Source organism: Gordonia sp. ABSL11-1 (genome assembly GCF_030315685.1).
Classification (GTDB): Bacteria; Actinomycetota; Actinomycetes; order Mycobacteriales; family Mycobacteriaceae; genus Gordonia.
Genome location: NZ_JASXSI010000015.1, coordinates 26,681 through 50,582 on the forward strand (window position 1 = coordinate 26,681; position 23,902 = coordinate 50,582).

Annotated in this window: 21 protein-coding genes and 2 pseudogenes; 10 read left to right on the top strand and 13 right to left on the bottom strand. The window is 65.9% G+C overall.

All coding sequences use genetic code 11. The annotated features are described in order from the left end of the window. Window positions 1-33 precede the first annotated feature (33 nt). Window positions 34-1,238 (bottom strand): IS3 family transposase gene (locus tag QSJ19_RS16865; RefSeq protein ID WP_286322187.1). Its coding sequence is split into 2 segments (ribosomal slippage): window positions 34-975 and window positions 978-1,238, totalling 1,203 coding nucleotides; the frame shifts between segments, so codons are not numbered across the junction. Window positions 1,239-1,652: 414 nt separating this feature from the next. Here QSJ19_RS16865 and QSJ19_RS16870 point away from each other — a divergent pair. Together QSJ19_RS16870 and QSJ19_RS16875 are read left to right on the top strand one after the other, a co-directional pair. Then, the gene (locus tag QSJ19_RS16870) at window positions 1,653-3,152 is read left to right on the top strand and encodes an IS1634 family transposase (RefSeq protein ID WP_502876208.1); all 1,500 of its coding nucleotides are present in this window, start codon (window positions 1,653-1,655) and stop codon (window positions 3,150-3,152) included. After that, window positions 3,153-3,368, top strand: coding sequence for a DUF1905 domain-containing protein (locus tag QSJ19_RS16875; RefSeq protein ID WP_353507154.1), 216 nt, complete (start codon window positions 3,153-3,155; stop codon window positions 3,366-3,368). It begins immediately after the preceding gene. A gap of 8 nt (window positions 3,369-3,376) precedes the next feature. Here QSJ19_RS16875 and QSJ19_RS16880 read toward each other — a convergent pair whose 3' ends face one another. Beyond that, the gene (locus tag QSJ19_RS16880) at window positions 3,377-4,315 is read right to left on the bottom strand and encodes an AurF N-oxygenase family protein (protein ID WP_286322040.1); all 939 of its coding nucleotides are present in this window, start codon (window positions 4,313-4,315) and stop codon (window positions 3,377-3,379) included. 175 nt (window positions 4,316-4,490) lie between these two features. Between QSJ19_RS16880 and QSJ19_RS16885 the strand changes: the two genes are divergently transcribed. After that, complete coding sequence (locus tag QSJ19_RS16885) at window positions 4,491-4,844, top strand: type II toxin-antitoxin system PemK/MazF family toxin (RefSeq protein ID WP_286322043.1); 354 nt, start codon at window positions 4,491-4,493, stop codon at window positions 4,842-4,844. A 9-nt stretch (window positions 4,845-4,853) separates the two neighbouring features. On the opposite strand, the gene eutC is transcribed toward QSJ19_RS16885, so the two are convergent. The 4 genes and pseudogenes from eutC to QSJ19_RS16905 all read right to left on the bottom strand — a co-directional run bounded on the left by eutC (window position 4,854) and on the right by QSJ19_RS16905 (window position 9,596). Beyond that, entirely contained in the window at window positions 4,854-5,630 is a 777-nt protein-coding gene (gene eutC, locus QSJ19_RS16890; protein ID WP_286322044.1) for an ethanolamine ammonia-lyase subunit EutC, read from the bottom strand. Further along, window positions 5,627-7,036: an ethanolamine ammonia-lyase subunit EutB gene (locus QSJ19_RS16895; RefSeq protein ID WP_286322045.1), complete on the bottom strand. Its 1,410-nt coding sequence runs from the start codon at window positions 7,034-7,036 to the stop codon at window positions 5,627-5,629. Before QSJ19_RS16895 ends, eutC begins: the two co-directional genes overlap by 4 nt. Further along, a pseudogene (locus QSJ19_RS16900) lies at window positions 7,033-8,013 on the bottom strand (permease); the annotation flags it as partial. The pseudogene QSJ19_RS16900 and the gene QSJ19_RS16895, both read right to left, overlap by 4 nt. Window positions 8,014-8,063: 50 nt before the next feature. Then, entirely contained in the window at window positions 8,064-9,596 is a 1,533-nt protein-coding gene (locus tag QSJ19_RS16905) for an acyl-CoA carboxylase subunit beta (protein ID WP_286322046.1), read from the bottom strand. A 110-nt stretch (window positions 9,597-9,706) separates the two neighbouring features. Here QSJ19_RS16905 and QSJ19_RS16910 point away from each other — a divergent pair, with 110 nt between their 5' ends. Next, window positions 9,707-9,973 (top strand): hypothetical protein, encoded by a 267-nt coding sequence (locus tag QSJ19_RS16910; protein WP_286322048.1) that lies wholly within the window; start codon window positions 9,707-9,709, stop codon window positions 9,971-9,973. Window positions 9,974-10,013: 40 nt separating this feature from the next. Here the strand turns inward: QSJ19_RS16910 and QSJ19_RS16915 are convergent, their stop codons facing one another. Next, window positions 10,014-11,567, bottom strand: coding sequence for a phytoene desaturase family protein (locus tag QSJ19_RS16915; RefSeq protein WP_286322049.1), 1,554 nt, complete (start codon window positions 11,565-11,567; stop codon window positions 10,014-10,016). Window positions 11,568-11,574: 7 nt separating this feature from the next. Continuing rightward, on the bottom strand, window positions 11,575-12,792 hold the full coding sequence (locus QSJ19_RS16920) for an alpha/beta hydrolase family protein (protein WP_286322050.1): 1,218 nt from the start codon (window positions 12,790-12,792) through the stop codon (window positions 11,575-11,577). Window positions 12,793-12,860: 68 nt separating this feature from the next. Between QSJ19_RS16920 and QSJ19_RS16925 the strand changes: the two genes are divergently transcribed. Together QSJ19_RS16925 and QSJ19_RS16930 are read left to right on the top strand one after the other, a co-directional pair. Continuing rightward, window positions 12,861-13,691 carry an aldo/keto reductase gene (locus tag QSJ19_RS16925; RefSeq protein WP_286322051.1) on the top strand — a complete coding sequence of 277 codons (831 nt, stop codon included), beginning with the start codon at window positions 12,861-12,863 and terminating at the stop codon, window positions 13,689-13,691. Between the two features lie 88 nt (window positions 13,692-13,779). Beyond that, window positions 13,780-15,789: an MDR family MFS transporter gene (locus tag QSJ19_RS16930; RefSeq protein WP_286322052.1), complete on the top strand. Its 2,010-nt coding sequence runs from the start codon at window positions 13,780-13,782 to the stop codon at window positions 15,787-15,789. A 154-nt stretch (window positions 15,790-15,943) separates the two neighbouring features. Here QSJ19_RS16930 and QSJ19_RS16935 read toward each other — a convergent pair whose 3' ends face one another. Further along, the gene (locus tag QSJ19_RS16935; RefSeq protein WP_286322053.1) at window positions 15,944-16,615 is read right to left on the bottom strand and encodes a DUF3137 domain-containing protein; all 672 of its coding nucleotides are present in this window, start codon (window positions 16,613-16,615) and stop codon (window positions 15,944-15,946) included. A gap of 127 nt (window positions 16,616-16,742) precedes the next feature. On the opposite strand from QSJ19_RS16935, the gene QSJ19_RS16940 reads away from it, so the two are divergent. Further along, a complete protein-coding gene (locus QSJ19_RS16940) occupies window positions 16,743-17,246 on the top strand; it encodes a GtrA family protein (protein WP_286322054.1) in 504 nt (167 codons plus the stop codon). Between the two features lie 4 nt (window positions 17,247-17,250). Then, window positions 17,251-18,666 carry a phytoene desaturase family protein gene (locus QSJ19_RS16945; protein WP_286322055.1) on the top strand — a complete coding sequence of 472 codons (1,416 nt, stop codon included), beginning with the start codon at window positions 17,251-17,253 and terminating at the stop codon, window positions 18,664-18,666. A gap of 12 nt (window positions 18,667-18,678) precedes the next feature. Here QSJ19_RS16945 and QSJ19_RS16950 read toward each other — a convergent pair whose 3' ends face one another. Then, window positions 18,679-19,557, bottom strand: coding sequence for a TIGR03619 family F420-dependent LLM class oxidoreductase (locus QSJ19_RS16950; RefSeq protein ID WP_286322056.1), 879 nt, complete (start codon window positions 19,555-19,557; stop codon window positions 18,679-18,681). Between the two features lie 132 nt (window positions 19,558-19,689). Between QSJ19_RS16950 and QSJ19_RS16955 the strand changes: the two genes are divergently transcribed. Further along, window positions 19,690-20,133, top strand: a complete 444-nt coding sequence (locus tag QSJ19_RS16955; protein WP_286322058.1) for a pyridoxamine 5'-phosphate oxidase family protein — start codon at window positions 19,690-19,692, stop codon at window positions 20,131-20,133. A 38-nt stretch (window positions 20,134-20,171) separates the two neighbouring features. Here the strand turns inward: QSJ19_RS16955 and QSJ19_RS16960 are convergent, their stop codons facing one another. Next, complete coding sequence (locus QSJ19_RS16960; protein ID WP_286322060.1) at window positions 20,172-20,651, bottom strand: winged helix-turn-helix transcriptional regulator; 480 nt, start codon at window positions 20,649-20,651, stop codon at window positions 20,172-20,174. Between the two features lie 100 nt (window positions 20,652-20,751). Between QSJ19_RS16960 and QSJ19_RS16965 the strand changes: the two genes are divergently transcribed. Next, window positions 20,752-22,284 carry a DHA2 family efflux MFS transporter permease subunit gene (locus QSJ19_RS16965; RefSeq protein WP_353507152.1) on the top strand — a complete coding sequence of 511 codons (1,533 nt, stop codon included), beginning with the start codon at window positions 20,752-20,754 and terminating at the stop codon, window positions 22,282-22,284. Here the strand turns inward: QSJ19_RS16965 and glfT1 are convergent. Together glfT1 and wzt are read right to left on the bottom strand one after the other, a co-directional pair. Further along, window positions 22,226-23,092: pseudogene (gene glfT1 / locus QSJ19_RS27000) on the bottom strand (galactofuranosyltransferase GlfT1); the annotation flags it as partial. The gene QSJ19_RS16965 and the pseudogene glfT1 overlap by 59 nt on opposite strands. Continuing rightward, entirely contained in the window at window positions 23,089-23,898 is an 810-nt protein-coding gene (wzt, locus tag QSJ19_RS16975) for a galactan export ABC transporter ATP-binding subunit Wzt/RfbE (protein ID WP_286322064.1), read from the bottom strand. The gene wzt and the pseudogene glfT1, both read right to left, overlap by 4 nt. Between the last annotated feature and the right edge of the window lie 4 nt (window positions 23,899-23,902).

Genomic DNA, 23,902 nt, shown 5'->3' on the forward strand with positions numbered 1-23,902 from the left:
CAGCTGGGGTTCACCCCGTTTGCCGGACACCGGTTAAGCGGCTTGTACGGCCGCCTGGTCAATCATGTTGCGTTCGAACGCTACCGGACTGGTGTTGCCCAGCGCGCTGTGACGCCTCCTACGGTTGTAGACCTGATCAATCCACCGTGACACCCCAACGATGGCCTGCAAGTGCGTGTCGAACTCGTAGCGGTCGAAGTACTCGGTCTTCAACGTCGACCAGAAACTCTCCTGCTGGGCGTTGTCCCAGCACACCCCGGTCCGGCCCACCGAGAGCCGCGCGTTGAACTCAGCGGCCACCTCAGCCATCTGCGCCGACGTGTACTGGCACCCACGATCAGCATGAAAAATCACCCGCTCCGTCGGCCCGGTATCCGACTCCCGAAACATCATCGCATTCCGGAAAGCGGTCTCCACAACATCAGTGTGCAGACTATCAGAAAAAGCATAGCCGATCACCCGACGCGAACAACCATCACGCACAGCACACAAATACAGCCACCCATCCGATTTCGTGCGTAGATACGTGATATCCGAGGTCCACACCATATTCAACACGCCCCGATCGAATCGGCGACCCACCAGGTCCGGAATCGTATGTGGATGAGGATCGGCAATCGTCGTCACCGGCACCCACGAACGAGGACTGATTCCCTCAATACCGTTGGCACGCATCAGTTTAGCAACCGTCTTCTGCGACACCACCTCTCCCGCATCCCGCAGATCAGCAGTGATCCGCGGCGCGCCGTACACCCGATCAGACTCATCATGAAACGACACGATCTTCTCCGTCAGCTCCCGACGACGCTCCTGACGGGCACTCGGCCCAGAACCCTGGCGTTCCCGCCATTCATAAAACCCAGAACGCGAGACACCCAACAACTCAGCCGCCCGCGTGATCGGAAAACTAGCCTTCTCCGCTTCGATTACTTCGTACGCTTGTTCTGCGACGAATTCTCGGCGGCGAAGAAGGCTGCCGCTTTTTTTAGAAACTCCCGATCCATCCGCAACTCAGCCACCTCACGACGCAACCGCTCCAACTCGGCACGCTCATCGGCATCAACCGCCGGCGGCGGATCATCCATACGTGAACGCTCCATAGCCACCCACCGACCCAGCAACTGCTCACCCACACCGACCTCACGCGCAACCTCCGCGATCGTGCGACCGGTATCAATCACCAAATGCGCAGCCTCACGCCGATACTTCGGCGTGAAACTCCTCCGCTTCGCTCCCATCACCACATCCTCTCTCGCCAGCCTCACACTGGCCATCAGGATGTCCGGCAAACGGGGTCAACCTCACAGCACGAAATTTCGAGGCTAGTATTGGGGTCACTGCGAATGCCCCCGGTGGGAGAGAGGGTGCGGTGAGGGATTGCCCCTCGCCGGCCCTGCCGCCGTATTGGTGGCATCACCCGATGTAGGTTCGCTCGAACGAAATTTCCTGTTTCAGATTTTCTGTTTGTAGGTTGGAGCTCAACTTTTTTCGGGCGACAGGCGTGGACGTCAGATGAATTCGCGCAGGCGTGGCAGGACAGAGATCAATTGCCTGACTTGGCTCATTTTTCGGGATTTGGCGGTTCGCGAGTCAGTGACCTGGGGTGATGGGTTCGGTGGTGGACACTAATCGGTGGGTTCTAGGCTTGCTGGGTGGCGTTTGTGCGGACGGTGAAGACTGCGTCGGGAGCGACGGCGGTGCAGATCGTGCATTCGAATCGGCGTGGGTCACGTCAGATTGAGCACATCGGTTCAGCCCACGATGAGCGGGAGTTGGCGGCGTTGAAAGCGGCCGCGGCCGGCCGACTCGCCGCCGGTCAACTGCACCTGGATCTGGGCATCACCGCTGCCGATGGCGCCGGACCACTGCCGATCACCAGTGCTCGGATGGCAGTGCTCTGGGAGTGCCTGAACGACGTGTACATCGAACTCGGATTCGGTGCAGCGACTAACGGCGACAGCGTGTTTCGCGATCTAGTCCTCGCCAGAATCATTGAACCGACGAGCAAACTCGACTCGCTGCGCGTGTTGGAGGAAGTCGGGGTCGCGGCTTCCTCGTATGCGACGGTCAAGCGTCGACTGCAAACCTATGCGAACGCCGGGTGGCGCAAGGCCCTGGCCGCGGTGTGCGCCGCGCATGCCGGCCTGGGCCCGACCACCTTGGTGCTCTACGACGTCACCACGCTGTACTTCGAGACTGACAAGGCCGACGGATTCCGCGAACCTGGATTCTCCAAGGAACGCCGCCTCGAGCCACAGATCACCGTCGGCCTGTTAACTGATGCGACCGGATTTCCGTTGATGGTCGAGGCGTTCGAGGGCAACAAGGCCGAAACGCTGACGATGATGCCGACGCTGACTGCGTTCATGAAGGCCCATCAGCTCACCGACGTCACCGTGGTCGCCGATGCCGGGATGATCTCCGCAGCGAACAAGAAGGCCATCGAAGACGCCGGGCTCTCGTTCATCCTCGGCGACAAAGTCCCGACCATTCCCTACCAGATCAGCAAGTGGCACAAGAACAATCCTGGTTCGATCCCGCCGGATCGGTTGGTGTTGACCCAGCGGTCACCGGCCAACGCCAAAACCAGCTACCGCCGCGATCAGGTCGTCTACTTCCAGTACAGCGCCGACCGGGCCCGCCGCAGTCTGCGCGGAATCAACGAGCAGGTCGACAAAGCCGAGAAGGCCGTCGCCGGGAATATTCCGGTCAAACGCAACCGGTTCGTCACGCTCAAAGGTGCCGACAAGAGCGTGAATCGTCAGCTCGAGACCAAGGCCCGAACCTTGGCTGGGTGGAAGGCCTACGCCACCAATATCGATTCTCCGACACCGCAATTCGTGATCGGTGCCTACCACCAGCTGTGGCGGATCGAGAAGAGTTTCCGCATGTCCAAATCCGATCTCGCTGCCCGGCCGATCTTCCACCACACCGAAGACTCCATCCGGGCGCACCTGACGATCGTGTTCGCCGCCCTCGCGATCACCCGTGTCATTGAAGCCCGCACCGAATGGTCTATCAAGAAGTTCGTGACCACCGCTCGCCGTTACCGGACAATCACCATCCAAGCTGGGCCACAAACCATCACCGCTGCCGACCCGCTACCCAACGACCTTTACCAAGCCCTCAACGCGATCCGGGGTGGACACTAAATTGAGCCAAGTCAGGTCACTGACTGGACCGCGGCGCATTTCGGGACACGCGGTCTGGTGAAGGTCACCGGCACCATCGACGGCAGCCCGTTCGAGAGCTCGTTCATGGCGCTCGGCGACGGCCGGCACAAGCTCCCGATCACGGTGGCATTTCTGTCGCAGATCGGGAAAGGGATCGGCGATGAGGTGGAGGTGTCGTTGACGCAGCGTCGATGAATCGGCGCCTACAGCATGTGTACCTTCCGATAGATGCGGGCCGCCGCGGGAGTGAGTAGGCCTACTTCGTCAAGAAATTGCATCAGGTGAGCGCAGCCGCTGCGGACCATCGATTGGAAATGATGATTCGCACGCATCTCGGCGACCGCCCGGTGGTAGTCCAGGCCCGCGTCGGCGTAGGCGCGAGGTCGCACGAGGCTCAACACGATGTACGACGACGCGAGGGCGACGTTCAGCGCGCTCCACTGCCTGCGCAGCCACCCGACTCCCTGCATCCGCTGCCTGACCTCCTCGCGCGCGAACCGCATGTGACGGGACTCCTCGAGGACGTGGATCTCGTTCACCGTGCGGATGAAGGGCAGAACGCGCTCGTCGCGCATGCATCCACGCTGGAAGACGTCGAGGATCTCCTCGGCCACCAGAATGCCGGCGTAGGCGACCTCGTTCCTTGCGGTGCTCTTGAACAGTTTCGCGAAACGCCCGAGGCGTGGATGCGGCTGATAGCAGGTGCCGACCATCTTCTTCGTCGCCAGGGCGAACATCAGCGAGTGGCGACATTCGTCGGCGACCTCGGTCATGGCGAACTGGAACTCCGGCCGGTGATAGTCGGCCAGGTACTGATCGCGAAAGACCAACTCTTGTAGCATCATCTCGAACCAGATCCCGATGCTCATGATCGACGCGAACTCGTGCCGGGTCAGCGAGATCCGTTGTTCCTCGGTCATCTCGTTCCAGTAGGCGGTGCCGAACAGTGTCGACCACTCCGGGCTGCAGCCGTACTTCGTCGGATCGAGGGGCGCGTTCCAGTCGATCTCGACCATCGCGTTGCGTGAGGAGCATGCGGCCGATCGCAGCAACCGGTCCGACACCTCGTCGGGGCCGGTGTCGCAGAAACTCTCGACGGCTCCGGTATCTGAGATGTGTTGTTGGTCAGTGCCTACGGACATATATGAGCGTCTCCCAGAAAGTCGTGCGTCGTCGACGATCGAGCGGCTGTCGAGGACGAATGCGGCTACCCGTTTATGACATCACTTAATGTCACGTTCGTCAATGGTCAGGTATAGGGTGGGAGCGGCGCGGCCCAAGGTGTTCGGGTGGGGAAGGTAGACCACTGGGTATACGATGTCGGCTGACCTTCGGCGCGGGATGGTCGTCTGGGCCGAGTTGGATCCCGTTCGGGGACGGGAGCAGTCCGGCAGGCGTCTGGCGCTGGTGATAGCGAGCAATCTGTATCTCGAACAGGCGGATTCGCTGGCGATCATCCTGCCCGCGACGACGACGGACCGGGGCTGGCCGAATCACATCCGCTTGCGCGGACCCGCTTTCACGCCATCTCGTCCGACATTCGCGATGACCCAGCAACCCCGTACGGTCACGCGCGAACGGTTGCATGACGTGATCGGTGTCGTCGACACGGACACCATGGGTGAGGTCGACGTGTGGCTCCGCGATTTCCTCTCGCTCCCGGAACGATGAGTGGCCGTTCTACGACTGCTCCAACACGGCAGCCTCGCTCTCGGTGAGTTGTGCTCGTGAGGTGTCCTTGAGCGCAACGCCGGAGCGACCGAGCTTGCGCGCGCCTTCGACGAGTGCGGCCGCGATTCTTGCGGCAGTGGCGTAGTCGAGCCCGTCGGGTGGATGGATATTGGAGATGCAGTTGCGATCGGCATCGCTGCGGCCGGGGCGAGGGAGGTGAGTGAGGTAGATGCCGAGGCTGTCGGCAACGGACAGGCCCGGTCGTTCGCCGATGATAACGATCAGCGTCTGGACGCCGAGGGCTTCGCCGATGTGATCGCCCAGGGCGACGCGCGCCTGGGTGGCGATGACCGGTGGTGCGAGCGTGAAACGAGTGCGCAGGGCCGTCACGAGTGCCTCGAGCAGCCCACGGCCGTGATCGGTGAGTGCCCTGGGTGAGAGTCCGTCGGCGAGAACGATCGCGATGTCGGCGCCCGTCTCCGGGAGATGGGACACGTCGGCGGGCTGCCGTCCGAGATCGGGGCGACGGAGGTACTCGCTGCGGGAGCCGGCTCGACTCTGCACGTGGAGCGCATCGTCGACGTCGAGGTCTCCGAGTTGGGTTGTCAGGTCGTCGATGTCGAGGGGATCGTGTACGGCATCGCGCGCTGCGGAGTGGGCTGCTTTGAACTCGAGCACCCGCTGCGAGGGCAGCGAATTGCCTGCGCGTCCGAGGCCGATTCGTGCCCGGGTGGTGAGTCGGAGGTCGGCCCACAGGTCGTCGGCGGGCTCTGGTGTGGTGCTCATCGCGCGACAGTCAGCGATCGGAGTGGCGAGCTCGCGACGTCGACGGGGAGGATCCGCCCCTGCGCATCCGCCATGCCGAGTCCGGCGAGCCATTCCTCGAACTCGGGTGCAGGCCGAAGGCCAAGTGTCTGGCGAACATACAGGGCGTCGTGGAACGAGAGGCTCTGGTATCCGAGCATCACGTCGTCGGCTCCGGGAACCGCGATGACGAACGCGGCTCCGGCGACGCCGAGCAGGGTCAGCAAGGTGTCCATGTCGTCTTGGTCGGCCTCGGCATGGTTGGTGTAGCAGACGTCCACGCCCATGGGGAGTCCGAGGATCTTGCCGCAGAAATGATCTTCGAGACCTGCGCGGATGATCTGTTTGCCGTCGTAGAGGTACTCGGGCCCGATGAACCCGACGACGGTGTTGACGAGCAGCGGCTCGAGCACCCGGGCGACCGCGTAAGCGCGGGTCTCGAGGGTCTGTTGGTCGACAGGTTTGCCGCCGGTCCCGATGTGCGCGCCGGCCGACAGAGCGGATCCCTGCCCGGTCTCGAGATACATGACGTTGTCGCCGACCGTGCCGCGCTTCAGGGAGCGGCCGGCCTCGTTGGCCTCGCGCAGGATCGAGATGTCGATTCCGAAGCTGCTGTTCGCGCCCTCGGTGCCGGCGATCGACTGGAACACGAGATCGACCGGCACACCCTTCTCGATGAGCTCGACCGTGGTGGTGACGTGGGAGAGCACGCACGACTGCATCGGGATCTCGAAGCGTTGCCGGATGTCGTCGAGCAGGTAGAGCAGATCCGACGTGGCATGAGGCGAGTCGGTGGCCGGGTTGATGCCGATGACCGCATCGCCACAGCCCATCAGCAGTCCGTCGAGGGTGGCCGCCGCGATGCCTCGTGGATCGTCGGTGAGGTGATTGGGTTGCAAGCGCGTGGTGATCCGACCGGGCAGTCCGATGGTGGTCCGGAACGCTGCGGTCACCGTCGCCGCGGACGCCACGAGGATGAGGTCCTGGTTTCGCATGATCTTCGACGTCGCGGCAACCATCTCCGGGGTCAGACCCGGTGCGACTGCGGCGATCTGAGCAGCGCTGTCCTCCCGCGCGGATACGGCCAGGAGCCAGTCGCGCAGGCCTCCGACCGTCAGATGCGAGATCGCCTGGAACGCCATCCGGTCGTGGGAGTCGATGATGAGCCGGGTCACTTCGTCTGACTCGTACGGCACGACCTGATCGTCGAGAAACGTCGTCAGCGGGAGGTCGGCGAGTTGCCATGCCGCAGCTGCACGTTCGGCGTCGGAGTGTGCCGCGCACCCGGCGAGTTCGTCGCCGGAGCGCAACGGGGTCGCCTTGGCCATGAGGTCGACGAGCCCGTCGAACTCATAGGTGGTTCCCGAGATCGACTGGGTGTATCTCATCGCAGATCCTCCTCGGCCTCGGCCAGTGCTGCGAACTCCTCGTCGGGAGAGTTCGCGACGAGCCGGTGTCGGCTGTACAGAGCGAAGTACAGCATGAAAATCGCGAACACGCCGAGGCAGCAGAGTGCCGCCTCCACGTCGACGAGAAGGTCGCGATCACAGCCACCACGGCGATCACCAGGGGAAACCCGGTGGTCACGACACCGCCCGCGGTCCGGTACGGGCGGGCTATGTCGGGTTCGCGCCGACGCAGGACGATGTGGCTGACCATGATCAGCACATTGCTCGACGCAGCACCGAACACTGCCATGTTCAGAAGCAGGTCGCCTTTACCGGTCAGCGAGAGGAGGAAGCCGACGACCCCGGGGACGATCAGCGCCAGTGTCGGCGCCTTGCGGCGGTTCGTGACCGACAACACGGGTGGCAGGTATCCGGCACGCGACAGGACGAACAATTGTCGCGAGTACGCGTCGATGACCGAGAAGAAACTTGCGACGAGACCGGCTAACCCACGGCTAACCCGATGTAGCTGACCACGTTGGCCATCGACGAATCCCCGAGGGCCTCGACGAGAGGATTGCCCGACGCCGACATCGGACTGGCACCTCCGCGGCGGTGTTCAGGAGGAGAACGGTCGCGCAGGTGACCAGCAGGACGCTGATCGCGGCGATGATCCCGCGCGGCACATTCCGTTCGGGGTCGGCGGTCTCCTCGGCGGCCAGGGAGACGCCTTCGATCGCCAGGAAGAACCAGATCGCGAACGGGATCGCCGACCAGATCCCCAGGTAACCGAACGGCAGGAACGACGACGACCCGGCATCGTCGGTCGGTGCGATGCCGGTCAGGTTGCTCAGATCGAAATGTCCGATGGCTGTGATCGCGAACACCACGAGGCCCACCAACGCGATGGCGGTGATCACGAACATGACCTTGAGTGCCTCACCGGCGCCTGACCGATGAATGCCGATGAAGATCGCAGAACGCTATTGGGCGAGTCAGCAACCCCGCGGCCACGCGCGAACGCGACTCACCCCGCCCGCCGCAACATCCCCACCACCACCCGCCGTGTGTCCGCCGGGTCGATGACGTCGTCGATCTCGAACACTCGCGCGGCGTTGAGCGCCTTGGCATGCTCGCGCATGGCGTCGGTGCTCGTGCGGACGAGTTCCTCGCGCTCGTCCTCGGGGAGGGTGGCGAGGTGTTTGGCCATCGACAACCGTACGGCGCCTTCGAGTCCCATCGGTCCGAGGTGGGCCTGTGGCCACGCGACGGTGAGGATCGGGCGGTGGGTGTCGCCGCCGAGCATGGCCTGGGCGCCGAGTCCGTAGCCACGGCGCAGAACCACTCCGATGAGCGGCCGTGTGAAGCGGGAGCCGGCGTTGACCATGCGGGATGCGTTGCGCACCAGGCCGGTTCGTTCGGCCTCGGGGCCGACCATGAAGCCGGGGGTGTCGACGAGACTGAGGATCGGGATCGCCCATCGCTCGCAGAGTTCGAGGAAGTCGGCGGCCTTGGTGGCAGCGTCCGACGTCAATGCGCCGGCAAGATGGGACGACTGATTGGCGATCACGCCGACGGGCATCCCGTCGATTCTGGCGAGGGCGGTGACCAATTCGGGCGCCCAGCGTTCGCGGAGCCAGATCACCGATCCGACGTCGAGGAGGGTCTCGGCGAGTGGGCGGACGTCGAACGCCTCGCGGTCATTGGCGGGCATGATCTCGCGTAGCGAGGTCTGATCAGCTGCCTCGACGTGGTCGGCGCCGAACGCGGTCGGGGCGAGCACTGCGAGGAGACGCCGGGTCACCTCGACGGCCTCGGTCTCGTCGTCGACGAGGATGTCGATGACGCCGTTGGCCGCCTGCTCGTCCGCCGGCCCGATCTCCTCGGCGGCGACCTGCCCGAGCCCGCCACCGGCGATCATCGCCGGCCCGGCCATCCCGAGATTGGCGTCAGGGGTGGCGATCCGCAGATCGGCCGAGCCCGCGAGCACCGCGTTGCCCGCGAAACACCGTCCCGACACGACGGCGATCCGCGGCGCGACCTCGCCGAGCGCGCCCCACATGCGGAACGAGCCGACGTCGAGTGCGGACACGACCGGATAGTCGGTGTCGCCGGGGCGTCCGCCGCCGCCCTCGGTGAAGAACACCGCGGGCAGGCGTAGGCGGGTGGCGACATCGATCAGTCGATCGGTCTTGTGATGCCCGCGCATCCCCTGCGTACCGGCCATCACCATCCAGTCGTAGGACATCACCACGCACGCGCGACCGTCGACCGTGGCGGTCCCGCCGATCAGTCCGTCGGCCGGCGTCCGCGTGACGAGATCCACCAACTCGGTGCGTTGCTCCTGAGCCGCGGTGGCGAATTGTCCGTATTCGATGAGTGATCCGTCGTCGACGAGGTGGGCGATGTTCTCCCGCGCCGTTCGCCGACCCACCGTATGGCGGCGGGCGACCGTGTCCGGCCGGGCGGCATCCGTGGTCAGATACCGGCGAGCGAGGATCTCCTCGAGTCCGGTCGCGGGGGACGTCAGTTCGTCTGGCTCGTGGTCGCGGTCGGGCATGATTCGTATAACGCCCGACAGCGGAAACGGGGCCGCGAAGTGCTCTCGGTCACACAAAGGGTGCACTCGCTGCAACCTCGTGTTCACTGGCATCAGGCATGATCTATGTCATGACATCCCAATCACACGATGCCGCCGATGTGGTGGCCTTCGCGCAACGGTGGTACCGCTATGGCGGCGGCGACCCGACCGACATCATGATCGAGTTCGGCCTGTCCGAGCGGGACTATTTCGTCCGCCTGCGCGATGCGCTCGTCGACTATGACGGACTGGACCCGCAGACGGCCGGCGACATCGCGCAGGTCGTCACCCGGCGGCTCGCCGAGCTCGGACCCAAGACGGACGGTGAGGCGTTGTCGCGCGCTGCGACGGCGTGAGGGGTGTATCGCATCTGACGTAATCGTCTTCGGGGTGTGATCACGTCCGGTCCAGCACCAGCATCGCCGCGTTGCGTCCGGGGATGCCGCTCACGCCACCTCCGCGTCGGGCGCCTGCACCGCACAGCAGCAGGCGGGGATGACGGGTCTCGACGCCCCAGGTGCCGACCTCGTCGTCGGACTCGGCCCACGGCCACTGCAGGCTGCGGTGAAAGATGTTGCCGCCGGGGAGTCCGACCGCGTCCTCGAGGTCGTGCGGCGTCTTGATCTCGACACACGGACTCCCGTTGACGTCGTGCGTGATGACCGACTGGATGGGCTCGGCGAGAACCGAATTGAGTGAGGCGAGGGTGGCGCCGACGGCGTGCTCGACGGCTCCGGGCTCGTCGAACACCTCGGGGGGAGTGTGCAATCCGAACAACGTCAACGTGTGTTTGCCGTCGAGTTCGGGACCGAGGATCGACCGATCCGACAAGGTATGACAGTAGATCTCGCACGGAGGGAGTTCGGGCATCTCCCCGCGGGCCGCCTGCCGCCAGGCCCGCTGCAGTTGCGACGCGGTCTCGTTGATGTGAAATGTCCCGGCGAACGCCACCTCCGGCGAGACCGTCCGATCCCGCAATCGGGGGAGCCGATCGAGTAACAGGTTGATCTTGAGTTGTGCTCCGCGGGTGTCGTTCTCGGTGGCGATCGGGTCGTCGAGCACGGCGTTGACGGCCTGCGGCGCACACGCGGCATACAGCATCGATCCGATCACCGTGGTCCCGTCGGCGAACTCGACGGTGCCGTCGGCGGGGTCGATCCCGACGATCTCGACGCCGGTCCGGATCTCCGCACCCGCCGCCGACGCCGCCTGATACAGCGCGCCGGACACTGAACCCATCCCGCCGACGGGGACATCCCAGTCGCCGGTGCCGCCGCCGATCACGTGATACAGGAAGCAGATGTTCTGCCGAAGCGATGTGTCGTCGAGATCGGCGAAGGTGCCGATCAATCCGTCGGTCGCCACGATCCCACGCACGACGTCGTCGTCGAAGTACTGGTCGAGAAGTGTGCCGAGCGGTCGCGTCGTCAGTGTCTCCCACAGTTCGGCCTCGCTCGAGTCCGAACCGGTCACGAGATCGTGGATGTCCGCCGCCGACCGCAAGGGTTCGATCATCGTGGGGAAGACCCGTTCCGCGACCGTCGCGATCCGTCGGTAGAAGGACTGCCAGGCGGTGAACACCGCGTCGGAACCGGTTGCGAGACAGAAGGACTCGGCGGTGGCATGCTCGTCCTCGGTGTCGATCAGGATGCCGGTCGACGGGTCACTGGGTAGCGGCGTGTACGACGAATGGCGCCGCCGCACGAATCGGAGATCGAGCCCGAGGTCGGTGATGATTGCGCGCGGCATCAGCGACACGAGATACGAATAGCGCGACAACCGCGCCGGCAGTCCCGGGAACGGCATGGCGGACACGGCGGCGCCGCCGACGTGATCGGCCTTCTCCAGCACCAACACCGAGCGTCCGGCATCGGCGAGGTAGGCGGCGGCCGTGAGGCCGTTGTGGCCCGCCCCGATGATGATGTCGTCGACGTGTGCGGCTGCGGTCATGCGCGTGTCACCTCATGATGCGTGCGAGGAACGGAGTGGAATCCGGCATCGAGGCGAGCACCGTGCCGGAGTGATCCTTGGACGGGTACACATGCAGTTCGACCGGTTGGTTCGCGGCGCGCATCTGTGCATACAGCGACAACGCCGACGGCGCCGGGACGTCGGTGTCGAGGAGACCCTGCCCGAGGAAGATCGGCCGATCGTAACCGGAGTACGGCGTGCCCATGTACCGCGCCAGGGCGGCACGGGCGCCGGGGATTCCGGCCAGCGGTGCGCGGAACAGGGTCCGCAGATCGCGACCCTGCATCACCGACTGCATCTCGGGATAGCAGAGATGCCGGGCCTTCTCGATCAGATCGCGGCCGAGCGGGGACAGCACCGACTGCGGACGCAGATCCGGCCGGGCGTCGATGAAGCCGGCCAGGATGTAGGTCGCGTAGGTGTTCAGCCCGGCGGGGAGCGTGAACGGCGGAAACGTCGGTCCACCGAGCGCGATGATCTGCTCGATGTTGGCCGGTGTGCCCGTCGCGACGACACCGCGATAATCCAGATCCGAACCACGCGACAGTTCGGTCGCGCGGCGGGCGCCGTTGAGTGCGGCCCCGGCTCCCTGCGACTGCCCGACGATCGCCCACCGCCGGCTCAGCGGCAGGCCCGTCTGACGGGCCGCCTTGACCGAGTCCACGATGGAGTGCGCCTCGGGTTCGCCGTTGAGATAACTCATCAGGCCGGGGGTGCCGAGCCCGACGTAGTCGGTCGCGACGACCGCGTAGTCCTGGCGAAGCCAGTGGGACAGATATGCGGTGTCGCGATCGCTGCGTGGCTGCGCCGAGGGGGTGCATGCGTCGCCGAGTCCGGTCGTCCCGTGCGCCCACGCGATCACCGGCCACCCGCCCCGCGGAGGGGTGCCGGCGGGAACGAACACTGCGCCGGTACTGGTGGCGGGGCGGTCGTGCTGATCCGGTGTCGCGTAGTGGATTCGGCGGGCCTGCGCGGCGCCGGGGATGCTCAGCTGCGACGCGAGCGGAACCTGTGCGATGAGACTGCCCGCCCGTGACGGGACCGGACCCCGGTAGTCGCGGACGTCCATGCCCGACCAGATGGGTGTCGCGGTCGGCGGGACGGTCTCGGCGGCCGCAGTGGGGGACGACACCGTCATCCCGGCCATGGCGGCCACCGCCAGGAACATCGCCGCGACGGATCGTCGCACACCTCGAGACGTCATGATGTCTCACCGTAGATCACCCGCTCGACCGGTACGCCGGGATGTCGGGTTGGACCTATTCTTGGTGAGTGGACATTCCGTCAGTGGAGTTGAACAACGGGTACTCGATCCCGATGGTGGGCCTCGGCACCTTCGACATGCTGGGTCGGCCGGGTGTCTCGGCCGTCGCGGGGGCCCTGCGCGCCGGCTATCGCCTGCTCGACACCGCCAGCCGCTACAGCAACGAGCGCAGTGTCGGTCTGGGACTTCGGGAGTCGGGTGTCGACCGGGACGAGGTCGTCGTGCAGACCAAACTCGGTGGAGGCGATCAGGGATTCGACGAGGCGATCAACGCCGCGACGGACAGCGCGCGGCGACTGGGCGTCGACCACATCGACGTCTACCTCATCCACTGGCCGTGCCCGAGCCTCGGACGCACCGTCGACTCGTGGAAGGCGTTGCTCACCCTCGCCGACGAGGGCTTCATCCGGACCGCAGGAGTGTCGAACTTCAAACAGCACCATCTGCAGATGCTCTACGACGAGACCGGTCGCTGGCCTGCTCTCAACCAGATCCAGTGCTCACCCGCGCTGGCCCGTACTGAGCTGCGTGATTTCATGGAGGAGAAGGGCATTCATGCCCAGGCCTGGCACCCTACGGGCCGCAAGGAAGGCATGCTGGGCGAGGCCGCGGTCATCAAATTGGCGCGCAAGTACGGCAAGTCGCCGACGCAGATCGCGCTGCGCTGGTCGGTGCAGCACGGTATCGGTGTGGTCCCCAAGTCGTCGCACACCGGTCGGCAGCTGGAGAACGCCGACCTGTTCGACTTCCAGTTCGACACCGACGATCTCAGCGCGCTCGCTGCCCTCGACCGCGGCGAGAAGGCGGCCCGCGACTCCGACGTCGAAGAGGAGTTCTAGACCGTACCCGGGCGTTCGGGAATCCGACGAACCGCCGGCCGACACACCGTCCCGGTCGTAAGGTCGGGCCCATGAGGGTTGGCCCCACATGACCGCGGCCGCACCGGACGCGCCGTCGGAGGAACTCGATCAACGTCGGGTCCTGTCCGTCTTCGGCGGTCTCATGCTGGCCATGCTGCTCGCGGCCCTCGACCAGACGATCGTGTCGACCGCCCTGCCGACGATCGTCAACGACCTCGGGGGCGCCGAACATCTCACCTGGGTCGTCACCGCCTACATGCTGGCGACCACCGCCACCACACCGTTGTGGGGCAAGCTCGGTGACCTGTACGGCCGGCGGTACCTGTTCATCGGGTGCGTCGTGATCTTCTTGGTCGGGTTGGCACTGTGCGGCACCGCGACATCGATGACGCAACTCATCGCCTACCGCGCACTGCAGGGCGTCGGTGCCGGTGGACTCATGGTGTTGGCGCAGGCCATCATCGGTGACGTCGTGCCGCCTCGCGAACGTGGCCGCTACCAGGGCGTGTTCGGTGCGGTGTTCGGTTTCGCCAGTGTCGTCGGCCCGCTGCTCGGCGGGTTCTTCGTCGACAACCTCAGCTGGCGGTGGGTGTTCTACATCAACCTGCCGATCGGTGTCGTCGCGCTCATCGCCGTGATCCTGGTGCTGCCGTCGACCACGGCGGCGGTGAAGCCGTCGATCGATTACCTCGGCATCCTGCTGCTGGCCGGCGCCGCAACGGGGATCGTGCTCGTCACGAGTTTCGGATCGCTGTGGGGCTGGACGTCCCCGCGCGTCCTCGGCCTCGCGGCGCTGTCGGTCGTCGCGGTGGTCGTCTTCGTCTTCGTCGAACTCCGGGCACCGGAACCCGTCCTGCCGATCCGACTGCTCACCAACCGGGTGTTCGTCATCGCCGCGTCGGTCGGGTTCGTCGTCGGCTTCGCGATGTTCGGGGCCATCACCTTCCTGCCGCTGTTCCTGCAGTCGGTTCAGGGCGCCACGGCGACGTCGTCCGGGCTGCGGATGATCCCGATGATGGTCGGCCTGCTGATCACCTCGATCGGCAGCGGCCAGATCATCAGCCGGACGGGCCGGTACAAGATCTTCCCGATCGTCGGATGTGGCATCTTCACGGTCGCGCTGTATCTGCTGTCGACGATGGACCGCACGACGTCGGAGGTGATGACCAGCGTCTACCTGTTCGTCCTCGGTGTGGGGTTGGGCATGGTCATGCAGGTACTGGTCCTCGCCGTCCAGAATGCCGTCGAGTACCGCGACCTGGGCACCGGTACCAGCGGTGCGACCTTCTTCCGCACCATCGGGTCGTCGGTCGGTGTGGCCGCCTTCGGTGCGGTGTTCAACACGCGTCTGGACACGCTGCTGACCAGTGAGCCACCGGCCGGTGCGGTCGGCCGGTGTTCGGCGGAGGTGTTGGAGGCCTCGACGCTGTCGCTGCCGTCGTGCCCGCCGAACGTGCAGGACTGGTTCCTCGACGGATTCACCGACGCGTTCCACGTCGTCTTCCTGGTCGCCGTGCCGATCGGTGCCATCGCGTTCGCACTGTCGTGGCTGCTGCCCGAGGTGTCGTTGCGGACGGTCACCAAGACGCCGGACCCGGGCGAGACGTTCGGCATGCCGTCGGCGCGTACCTCGCTCGAGGAGCTCCGGCTGAAGGTGTGGCAGACCCTGGCCCGCGACGACCGGCTGCGTGCCTGGGAACTCGTCGTCGAGACGGCCCAGAGTTCGCTGACCCGTGGCGAGGCGTGGATGGTCAGTCGGGCCTCGGAGGAGGGCACTCGCGAGATCTCCGCGATGGTCGAGGCGTCGCAGTCGCCGCACGAGGTCGTCGAGCGGACGGCGTGGTCGCTGGCCGCCCGCGGCATGGTCACCGTCGACCACGGCCTGGTCGCGATCACGCCGGAAGGCGATGCCGAGGCGCAACGGCTGCTCGAGGCGCAACGTCAGCGGTTGCGCGACTTCATCGTCGACTATCCCGGCAGCGATGAGGCCGACGTCGACGACATGCTCGACGAGATCGCGCGCCGCCTGCACGACGAGGTGCCGCCGCCGGGGCTGGTCGCGACCGGGAACGGTTGATCTGGCGGTTCCGTGGTCTCGATACGCGTCGGGCTCGCTGTGCTCGCTCGTCGCTACTCGACCGGCAGTGGTGACTGGACCCCGGTGCCTGAGGAGCCTCGTGAGGTACGAGCGAGGCGTCACGAAGGCCGACGCCGACGACTCACGAATCCGGTCAGGCCCAGACGTCGGCGGGCATGCGGTCGAGGATGTCGCACATCATGTCGAGATGCGGCATCAGTCGGTCGAGTTCGAGCCGGCGATCCTCGAACGACACCATGTACATGCCCTCGAAGCGCCAGTCGAAGTCGCGCACCCCGAGGTGGCGGTCGGCGACCTCCGGAGTCAGCACCCGACGGGCAAAGGCCTCATCCGAGGACTTCACCAGGAAATCGGCGTCGAAGTCGGGGCGGTCCAGCCGAATTCGCTGGAATCCGAGAGCAGAGGCGACCCGCCCGCCGAGCAGCCCCTCGGGTCGCACCTCGAGATCCGGCATGGCGCAGGGCAACCCCACGACCCACATCATGTGGTGATGGTGCCGAGTGGTCTGGCGGTCGTCGTCGTCCCGGTCTTTCTCGGTGTACTCGTACTCGAACACCCAGATGTTGCGGTCACGATGCCGGCCCGCCATCAGGTCGTGCACGCGCCCTCGTCCCCACGCGCGAAACGGCGGGCCCTGGAACTGGTCGGCGAAGGACTGTTGGTCGCCGAGATACTCCCACTCGCGGTCGGCGGCGAACGCCATGCGCTCCTTGCGTCGTCGTACGGTCAGATACAGCCGCAGCGACCAGCTCCCGATGACGATCACCGCGATGATCACGGCGATGACGATGACACTGCTTGGCACGTTCGTTTCCCCCGTCTGGCGACCGACTGTGTGGCCCCCGATGGTCACAGATCGCCCACCACAGTAGGGGTGGGTCTGTTGTCACCGCCATCGGCCATCCGATCGACGGCTGGACTAGGGTTGTGGCGTGTCTCGACCCGAATCCGGCTCTGACGAGCATCGACAGCGCCACGAGGACTTCACGACCCGACATGCGCCGACTCCGCTGGAATTGCCGTTCAACGACGGTGAGGCGTCGACGAATGTCGACCTCAAGACGCAGATCATCCGCTTCGCCATCACCGGCGCCGGGTCCGGTGTCCTCGACTTCGGTCTCACATTGCTGCTGCAGTACGTGGTCGGAACGCCGTTCTGGATCGCCAAGTCGTTCGGCTTCATCCTCGGTACGACGACCGCCTATCTCCTGAACCGCCGCTGGACCTTCGAGGCCGAGCCGAGTGCACTGCGTTTCGTCGCCGTGGCTGCCCTCTACGGCGTCACGTTCTTCGTGAATGTCGGGCTCTACACCTGGCTGTCGCACATGTGGCCGGAAACGATCCTCTACAGCTTCCTCGCCTACTGCGTCGCGCAGGGCACGGCCACGGTGATCAACTTCGTGGTCCAGCGTCTGGTCATCTTCCGGATACGGTGAGTCGATGATCACCGCGGTCGTCGTCGGCAGCGGACCCAACGGTCTCACCGCGGCGCTCACCCTGGCCCGCGCGGGGATCGCGGTCCGCGTGATCGAGGCGGCCGACGAGATCGGCGGAGGCACGAGATCCGCGGAGCTGCTCCGCCCCGGCATCGTGCACGACCACTGTTCTGCCTTCCACCCGCTGGGCGCGGGGTCACCGGCGTTCCGTGCGCTCGCCCTGGAACACCACGGGCTGCGGTGGCGGTATCCCGACATCGACTGTGCCCACCCGCTCGACGGCGGGCGGGCCGCTCTGCTGTACAGGTCTGTCGCCGACACCGCGGCCGGCCTGGACGTCGACGAATCTATCTGGCGAGACATGATCGGCGGTCTTGCAGCCGATTTCGACGACCTGTCGTCGGACATCCTCGGGCCGATGGTGCGCATGCCCGCCCATCCGGTGCGACTGGCGGAGTTCGGGCATCGCGCCCTGTACCCGGCGATGGCGCTCGCTCGCGTGTTCCGGTCCGACGAGGCCCGTGCGCTGTTCGGTGGAGTCGCCGCGCACGCGTTCACCCGCCTCGACCGGCCGGGATCCGCGGCCGCGGGCCTGATGTTGCTGGCCGCCGGACATCGTCACGGCTGGCCGGTCGCCGAGGGCGGATCGTCGGCGATCGCGACGGCGCTGGCGTCGGCGCTGATCGACGCGGGCGGGACGATCACCACCGGGCAGGAGGTCACGCGTATCGAGGAGGTCGAGCCCGCCGACCTCGTCCTGCTCGACGTGATGCCGGGAGCAGCAGCGCGCCTACTCGGGGATCGGTTGTCACGCGCAATGTTCCGTCGGTACACACGCTTTCGCCATGGTCCCGCCGCATTCAAGGTCGACTATCTGATCGACGGAGAGGTCGGGTGGACGGACGAGGGCTGCCGGCGCGCCGGGACCGTACACCTCGGCGGCGACGTCGCCGAGATCGTGGCGGCCGAGGGAGATGTCGTGGCCGGCCGGATGCCGGAACGCCCGTTTACATTGGTCGGCCAGCAGTGGCTGGCCGATCCGTCCCGGGCCATCGGGCAGGTGAAGCCGTTGTGGGCGTACGCGCATGTGCCGCACGGCTACACGGGTGATGCGACCGCGGCGATCACCGCCCAGATCGAGCGATTCGCACCCGGCTTCCGCGAGCGGATCGTCGACTCGGTGAGTACCGGCCCGGCCCGGTTGCAGGAGCGCAACGCCAACTACGTCGGAGGTGATATCGGCGGCGGCAGAAACGATCTGATCCATCTGCTGGCCCGGCCGCGCCTGTCGCCGAATCCGTACGCGACCGGCGTACCGGGCGTGTTCTTGTGTTCGTCGGCGACGCCACCCGGCGGTGGGGTGCACGGCATGTGCGGACACCATGCCGCACATGCCGCGCTCCGGTCCATTCAGCGGTGACCCGGCGGATCGTCAGCCGTTCACCTTGGCAATGATGTTCTCCGCGTACCAGTTCAGATGTTCGATCTTCTTGGCGAGGGGCTCGGTGTCCGGTCCCTTGATGTAAGGGAGCCGGAAGCCGACGATCACATCGGTGATGCCCTTGTCCTCCAGTCGCTTACACCCGTCGACGGTGTAGGCGTCGGTCGAGATGACGTGGATCTCGAACGGATCGTTGATCTTTCCCTCGGCCTTGCGGATGTCGGCGATCTTGTCGAGCAGTTCGTCGAGCTCCTCGGCGGGACCTCCGCCGTGCATCCAGCCGTCGCCCCGGATCACCGCGCGACGCAACGCCGGATCGGCGTGGCCGCCGACCAGCAGCGGAATCGGCTCAGTGGGCGCGGGCGTCATCTTGATCTTGGGGATGTCGTAGAACTCCCCGTGGAACTCGAAGTATTCGCCGGTGGTGAGGCCGCGGATGATGTCCATGCACTCGTCCATGCGCTTGCCGCGGCGCTTGAAGTCGACGCCCATGAAGTCGTAGTCCTCGGGCCACGGGCTGGTGCCGACGCCGAGCGCGAAGCGGTTGTTCGTCAGGAAGGCGACCGAGCTCGCCTGCTTCGCGACCAGTGCCGGTGGACGCACCGGCAGCTTCACGACGAACGGGGTGAACCGGATCGTCTCGGTCACCGCTCCCAACGCCGCGGCTTGGATGAAGGTCTCGATGAACGCCTTGTCGTCGAGGAACTCGCGGTTTCCGTCGGGTGTGTAGGGGTAGGTGGCGTCCGACTCGGCGGGATAGGCGAGTGAGTCGGGGATGGTGAAACCGGAGTATCCGGCCTGCTCCGCGGCCTGCGCGAGCGGCGCGTAGAAGGTCGGATCGGTCATGGCCTCGGCGAAGGTGAAGCGCATCGTGCTCCTCGTGACGTGTGACGGTCTTCACCCCAGAGTAGAACACGTTCTAGTTCGCCTGCGGTAGCGGTTACCGGATGCTCCCGCACCACGCGTCGGAATTGTCCGACTACGTGTGGCGTTCGACCCCACATGACGAACATCGAGCCCGCGACCGACGACCGCCTGCTGACCGACGACGACCTCGGGTTCCTCCGCCGACCGCTGCACGGATTCCTGTCCACGGCCTCGGGCCCGGTACCCGCCCAGCCGCGACCGGTGTGGTTCGAGGTCACCGCCGACGGCACCGTCGAGTTGTTCACCGAACCGGAGTCGCTGAAGATCCGCCGACTGCGTCGGGATGCTCGGGCGTCACTCGTGGTCGCCGCTCCGGTGGGTGAGCGTGAGCGATGGGTGTCGATAGCCGGCACGGTCACGGTGGAGTCCGATGGCGCGCACGAACTGGCCGCTCGCCTGGCCGAGCGGTACTGGGACCTCGACGACCCGGATCGTGTGCGGGATCTGGAGGCGATCCTGTCCGACGATCAGCTCCGCCTGGTGATTCGGCCCGACGAGGTGCGGCGGTACAGCTTCTGAGGGTCGTTCTCTGTCGGTGACCCGGCCGTGACGTCACGTCACAGCGCCGTCGTCGGCAACGGGGTGTGATCGTCGGCGCCGGGGCCGCGGTGGATTCGGAGGGAGCCGCCGGTGACGCGTTCGCCGCATTCGGAGCAGACGGGTTCGACCGTCATCGTGTGGCCGCAGGAGCGATGGCTGGTGACGACCGGCGGCGGCCCGTCGACGGCCCACTTGTCGCCCCACTGACGCAACGCCGACAACACGGTCCACAGGTCGCGGCCCTTGTCGGTCAGCCGGTAGTCGTAGCGCACGGGCTTGTCCTGGTACGGCTCCTTGACCATCACGCCGTGCTCGACCAGCGCGTCGAGACGCTGGGTGAGCACGTTGCGGGCGATCCCGAGGCGGTTGGAGAACTCGTCGAACCGCGTCACCCCGAACAGGGCGTCCCGGATGATGAGCAACGTCCACCACTCGCCGATGATCTCGAGGGTCTGGGCGACCGAGCAGTTCATCTCGGTGAAGGTGGCGCGGCGCATGCGTTCACCCTATCGAGTTGCGTGACGCAACTCAAACTGCTTTGCTGAGTTGCGTGAAACAACTCATCAGATGTACGCGTGTTCCCGGTGGGATGGCCCGATGACCGCCACCGAGATCGCCGACGGGCCACCGACGCGGCGACAGGCTCGCCCCGGTCTCGTGCTCCTCATCTTGTCGTCGGCCGCGTTCATGGCCAGCCTCGACGTGTTCATCGTCAACGTCGCGTTCGACGACATCGGTCGCGACTTCGACGGCGTCGGGTTGTCGCAGCTGTCGTGGGTCCTGAACGCGTACACGATCATCTACGCCGCGCTGCTCGTGCCGGCCGGACGGATCGTCGACCGGTACGGCCGCAAGGGCGGATTCCTCATCGGGCTGGCGCTGTTCACGGTCGCCAGTGCGGCCTGCGCTGCAGCGCAGGGGATCTGGTGGCTGGTCGCGTTCCGATGCCTGCAGGCCGTCGGCGCCGCGATCCTCACGCCCGCGAGTCTGGGGCTGGTCGTGTCGACCATGCCGCCGCAAGTGCGTGCGCGGTCGGTCCGGATCTGGGCGGCCACCGGCGCATTGGCGGCGGCACTGGGCCCGGCCGTCGGCGGTCTACTGGTCGAGGCGTCTTGGCGGTGGGTGTTTCTCGTGAACATCCCGGTCGGGATCGTCGCACTCGTCGCGGGTGCGGTCATGTTGACCCGATCGCGCAACGAGATCGTCACCCGACTGCCCGATCTCGTCGGCGCTGCACTGCTCGTGATCTCGATCGGTGCGCTCACCCTCGGTTTGGTCGAGGGGCCGGAGTGGGGGTGGGCGGACTCGCGGATCGTCGGTGCGTGGGTGGTGGCGGTCGGCGCCCTCGCCGCGTTCGTCGTGAGTTCCGTCCGCAGTCCGGAACCTGTCATCGACCCGGCCCTGCTGAGGGTGCGCGCGTTCTCGTTCGCGAATGTGACGGCGGTACTGTTCGCCATCCCGTTCGCCGGTGCCCTGCTCGCCAACATCCTCTGGCTGCAACAGGTCTGGGGATACTCGGCGATCAAGACAGGGTTCGCGGTGTCCACCGGGCCGCTCATGGTGCCGATCTTCGCCGCCGTCGCACATCGTCTGAGTGCGCGAATCCCGGTGGGTGCCATCGTGTCCGCGGGGTGCGTCCTGTTCGGTCTCGGCGGGATCATCATCGCGATGTCGGCCGACGCGACGCCCGACTACGCCACCGAGATCCTGCCCGGCTGGCTGATCGGCGGCGTCGGTGTCGGACTCGCGCTGCCGTCGATCCTGTCGTCGGCGACCGCGGATCTACCCGCACACCAATCCGCCACCGGCAGTGCCGTGGTCAACATGAGCCGTCAGATCGGGATGGCGCTCGGCGTCAGCCTGCTCGTCGCGATCATCGGCACACCGGTCGGCTATGCCGCTGCGCATCACGGCTTCCAGCAGGCGTGGTGGGTGCTCGGCGCGGTCGCGATCGCCGGCGCGGTGACCGCGTCGGGGATGACTCCGCGGCGCGAAGGGTCACACCCTACGGTCGCGCGAACCGCTCTTTCCGACCCAGCCGTCGCAAGCGCAGCCACTCCGCGAACCCTTTCGGATCACGTTGCTGCACCAGGAAATACCACCCGAACCGAGCGTACTCCTGGGGGATGAGCTTACGCATCCCCGGTTGGCTCATCAGATAACCGCGATTGCGATAGGTGAAGTAGCGCTTGACCTCGTTGTCCGGGTACTGGGTGTGCATGCGTCCACCGAGGATCGGGTGGAACTCGTCCGAACCGTCGGGATGCAGGTAGCCGGCGGTCAGGCAGGTGCCGAACGCGAGACCCGACCGCTGCAGTCGTCGGTGGATCTCCACCTCGTCGCCACGGAAGAACAGACGCAGATCCGGAACCCCGATCTCCTCGATCGCGCGGGCCGAGAAGAGGGCGCCGTTGAACAGGGAGGCGATCCCGGGGAGGAAGTCGGATTCATCCTCGGTGACATTCGACCCGCTCGCTTCGCTCCCGGCGTCGGTGAAGAGTTCGGAACGCTTGCGCCGCCAGACCATTCCGCGACGTAACGGGAAGGCGAGCGTGTCCGGGTCGTCGATGTTCGCGACCACCGGCGACACCTCGTCGAGGTTGCGGCGGTGGGCGCACTCGAGCAGCGTGCTCAGCACCGTCGGGCCGTCGGGACGGCCGTCGTCGTCGGCGCACCAGATCCAGTCCGCGCCGATCGCCAGCGCATGCAGCATCCCGAGCGCGAATCCGCCTGCGCCGCCGAGGTTTCGCTGCGAGCCGAGGTAGGTCGTCGGAATCGGTTGTCCGGAGACCAGTTCGGCGACCTGATCCTCGGCGGCGTTGTCGACGACGATGAGGTGATCGACGGGGCGGTCCTGCGTCGAGATCACCGCCAGCGAACCGGCGAGCAATTCGGCGCGGCGGTGGGTGACCACCACCGCGACCGCCCGTTCGCTCATTGCGTCTTGTCCTCGAGGTCGGCGAGCACCTTGCGGACGTGCGCCGCGGCGGCCGGGCCCTCGTAGGCGTCGACGACCTCCTCGATGCCACCCTCCATCCGGATCTGACCGTGATCGATCCAGAGCGCACGGTCGCACAACTGCGCGAGGAACTCGTTGGAATGACTGGCGAACACCAGGATTCCCGACCGCTCGACAAGAGCCTGCAGACGCGTGCGGGCCTTCTTCATGAAGTCGGCGTCGACGGCTCCGATGCCCTCGTCGAGGATGAGGATCTCGGGGTCGATGCTGGTGACCACGCCGAGCGCGACCCGGACCCGCATACCGGTCGAATACGTGCGCAGCGGCATCTGCAGGTAGTCGCCGAGCTCGGTGAACTCCGCGATGTCGTCGATCTTCGTCAGCATCTCCTTGCGGGTCATGCCGAGGAACATGCCGCGGATGATGATGTTCTCGTAGCCGGAGATCTCCGGGTCCATCCCGACACCGAGGTCGAACACCGGGGCCACCCGGCCGCGGACCTGGCAGGAGCCCCGGGTGGGTTCGTAGATGCCGGACAGCAGACGCAGCAGTGTGGACTTGCCGGCGCCGTTGTGTCCGACGAGCCCGATGCGGTCACCGTGCTCGAGATGCAGGTTGATGCCCTTGAGTGCCTCGACGACCACCACATTGGAATCGGTCGAACCGATCACACCGCCGGCGGCACCGATCACCGACTTCTTCAGCGAACGGGTCTTGGCGTCGAAGATCGGGAAGTCGACGCATGCGTCCCAGGTGTCGACGCGAACCTTGCTGTCAGATGCCATGTCT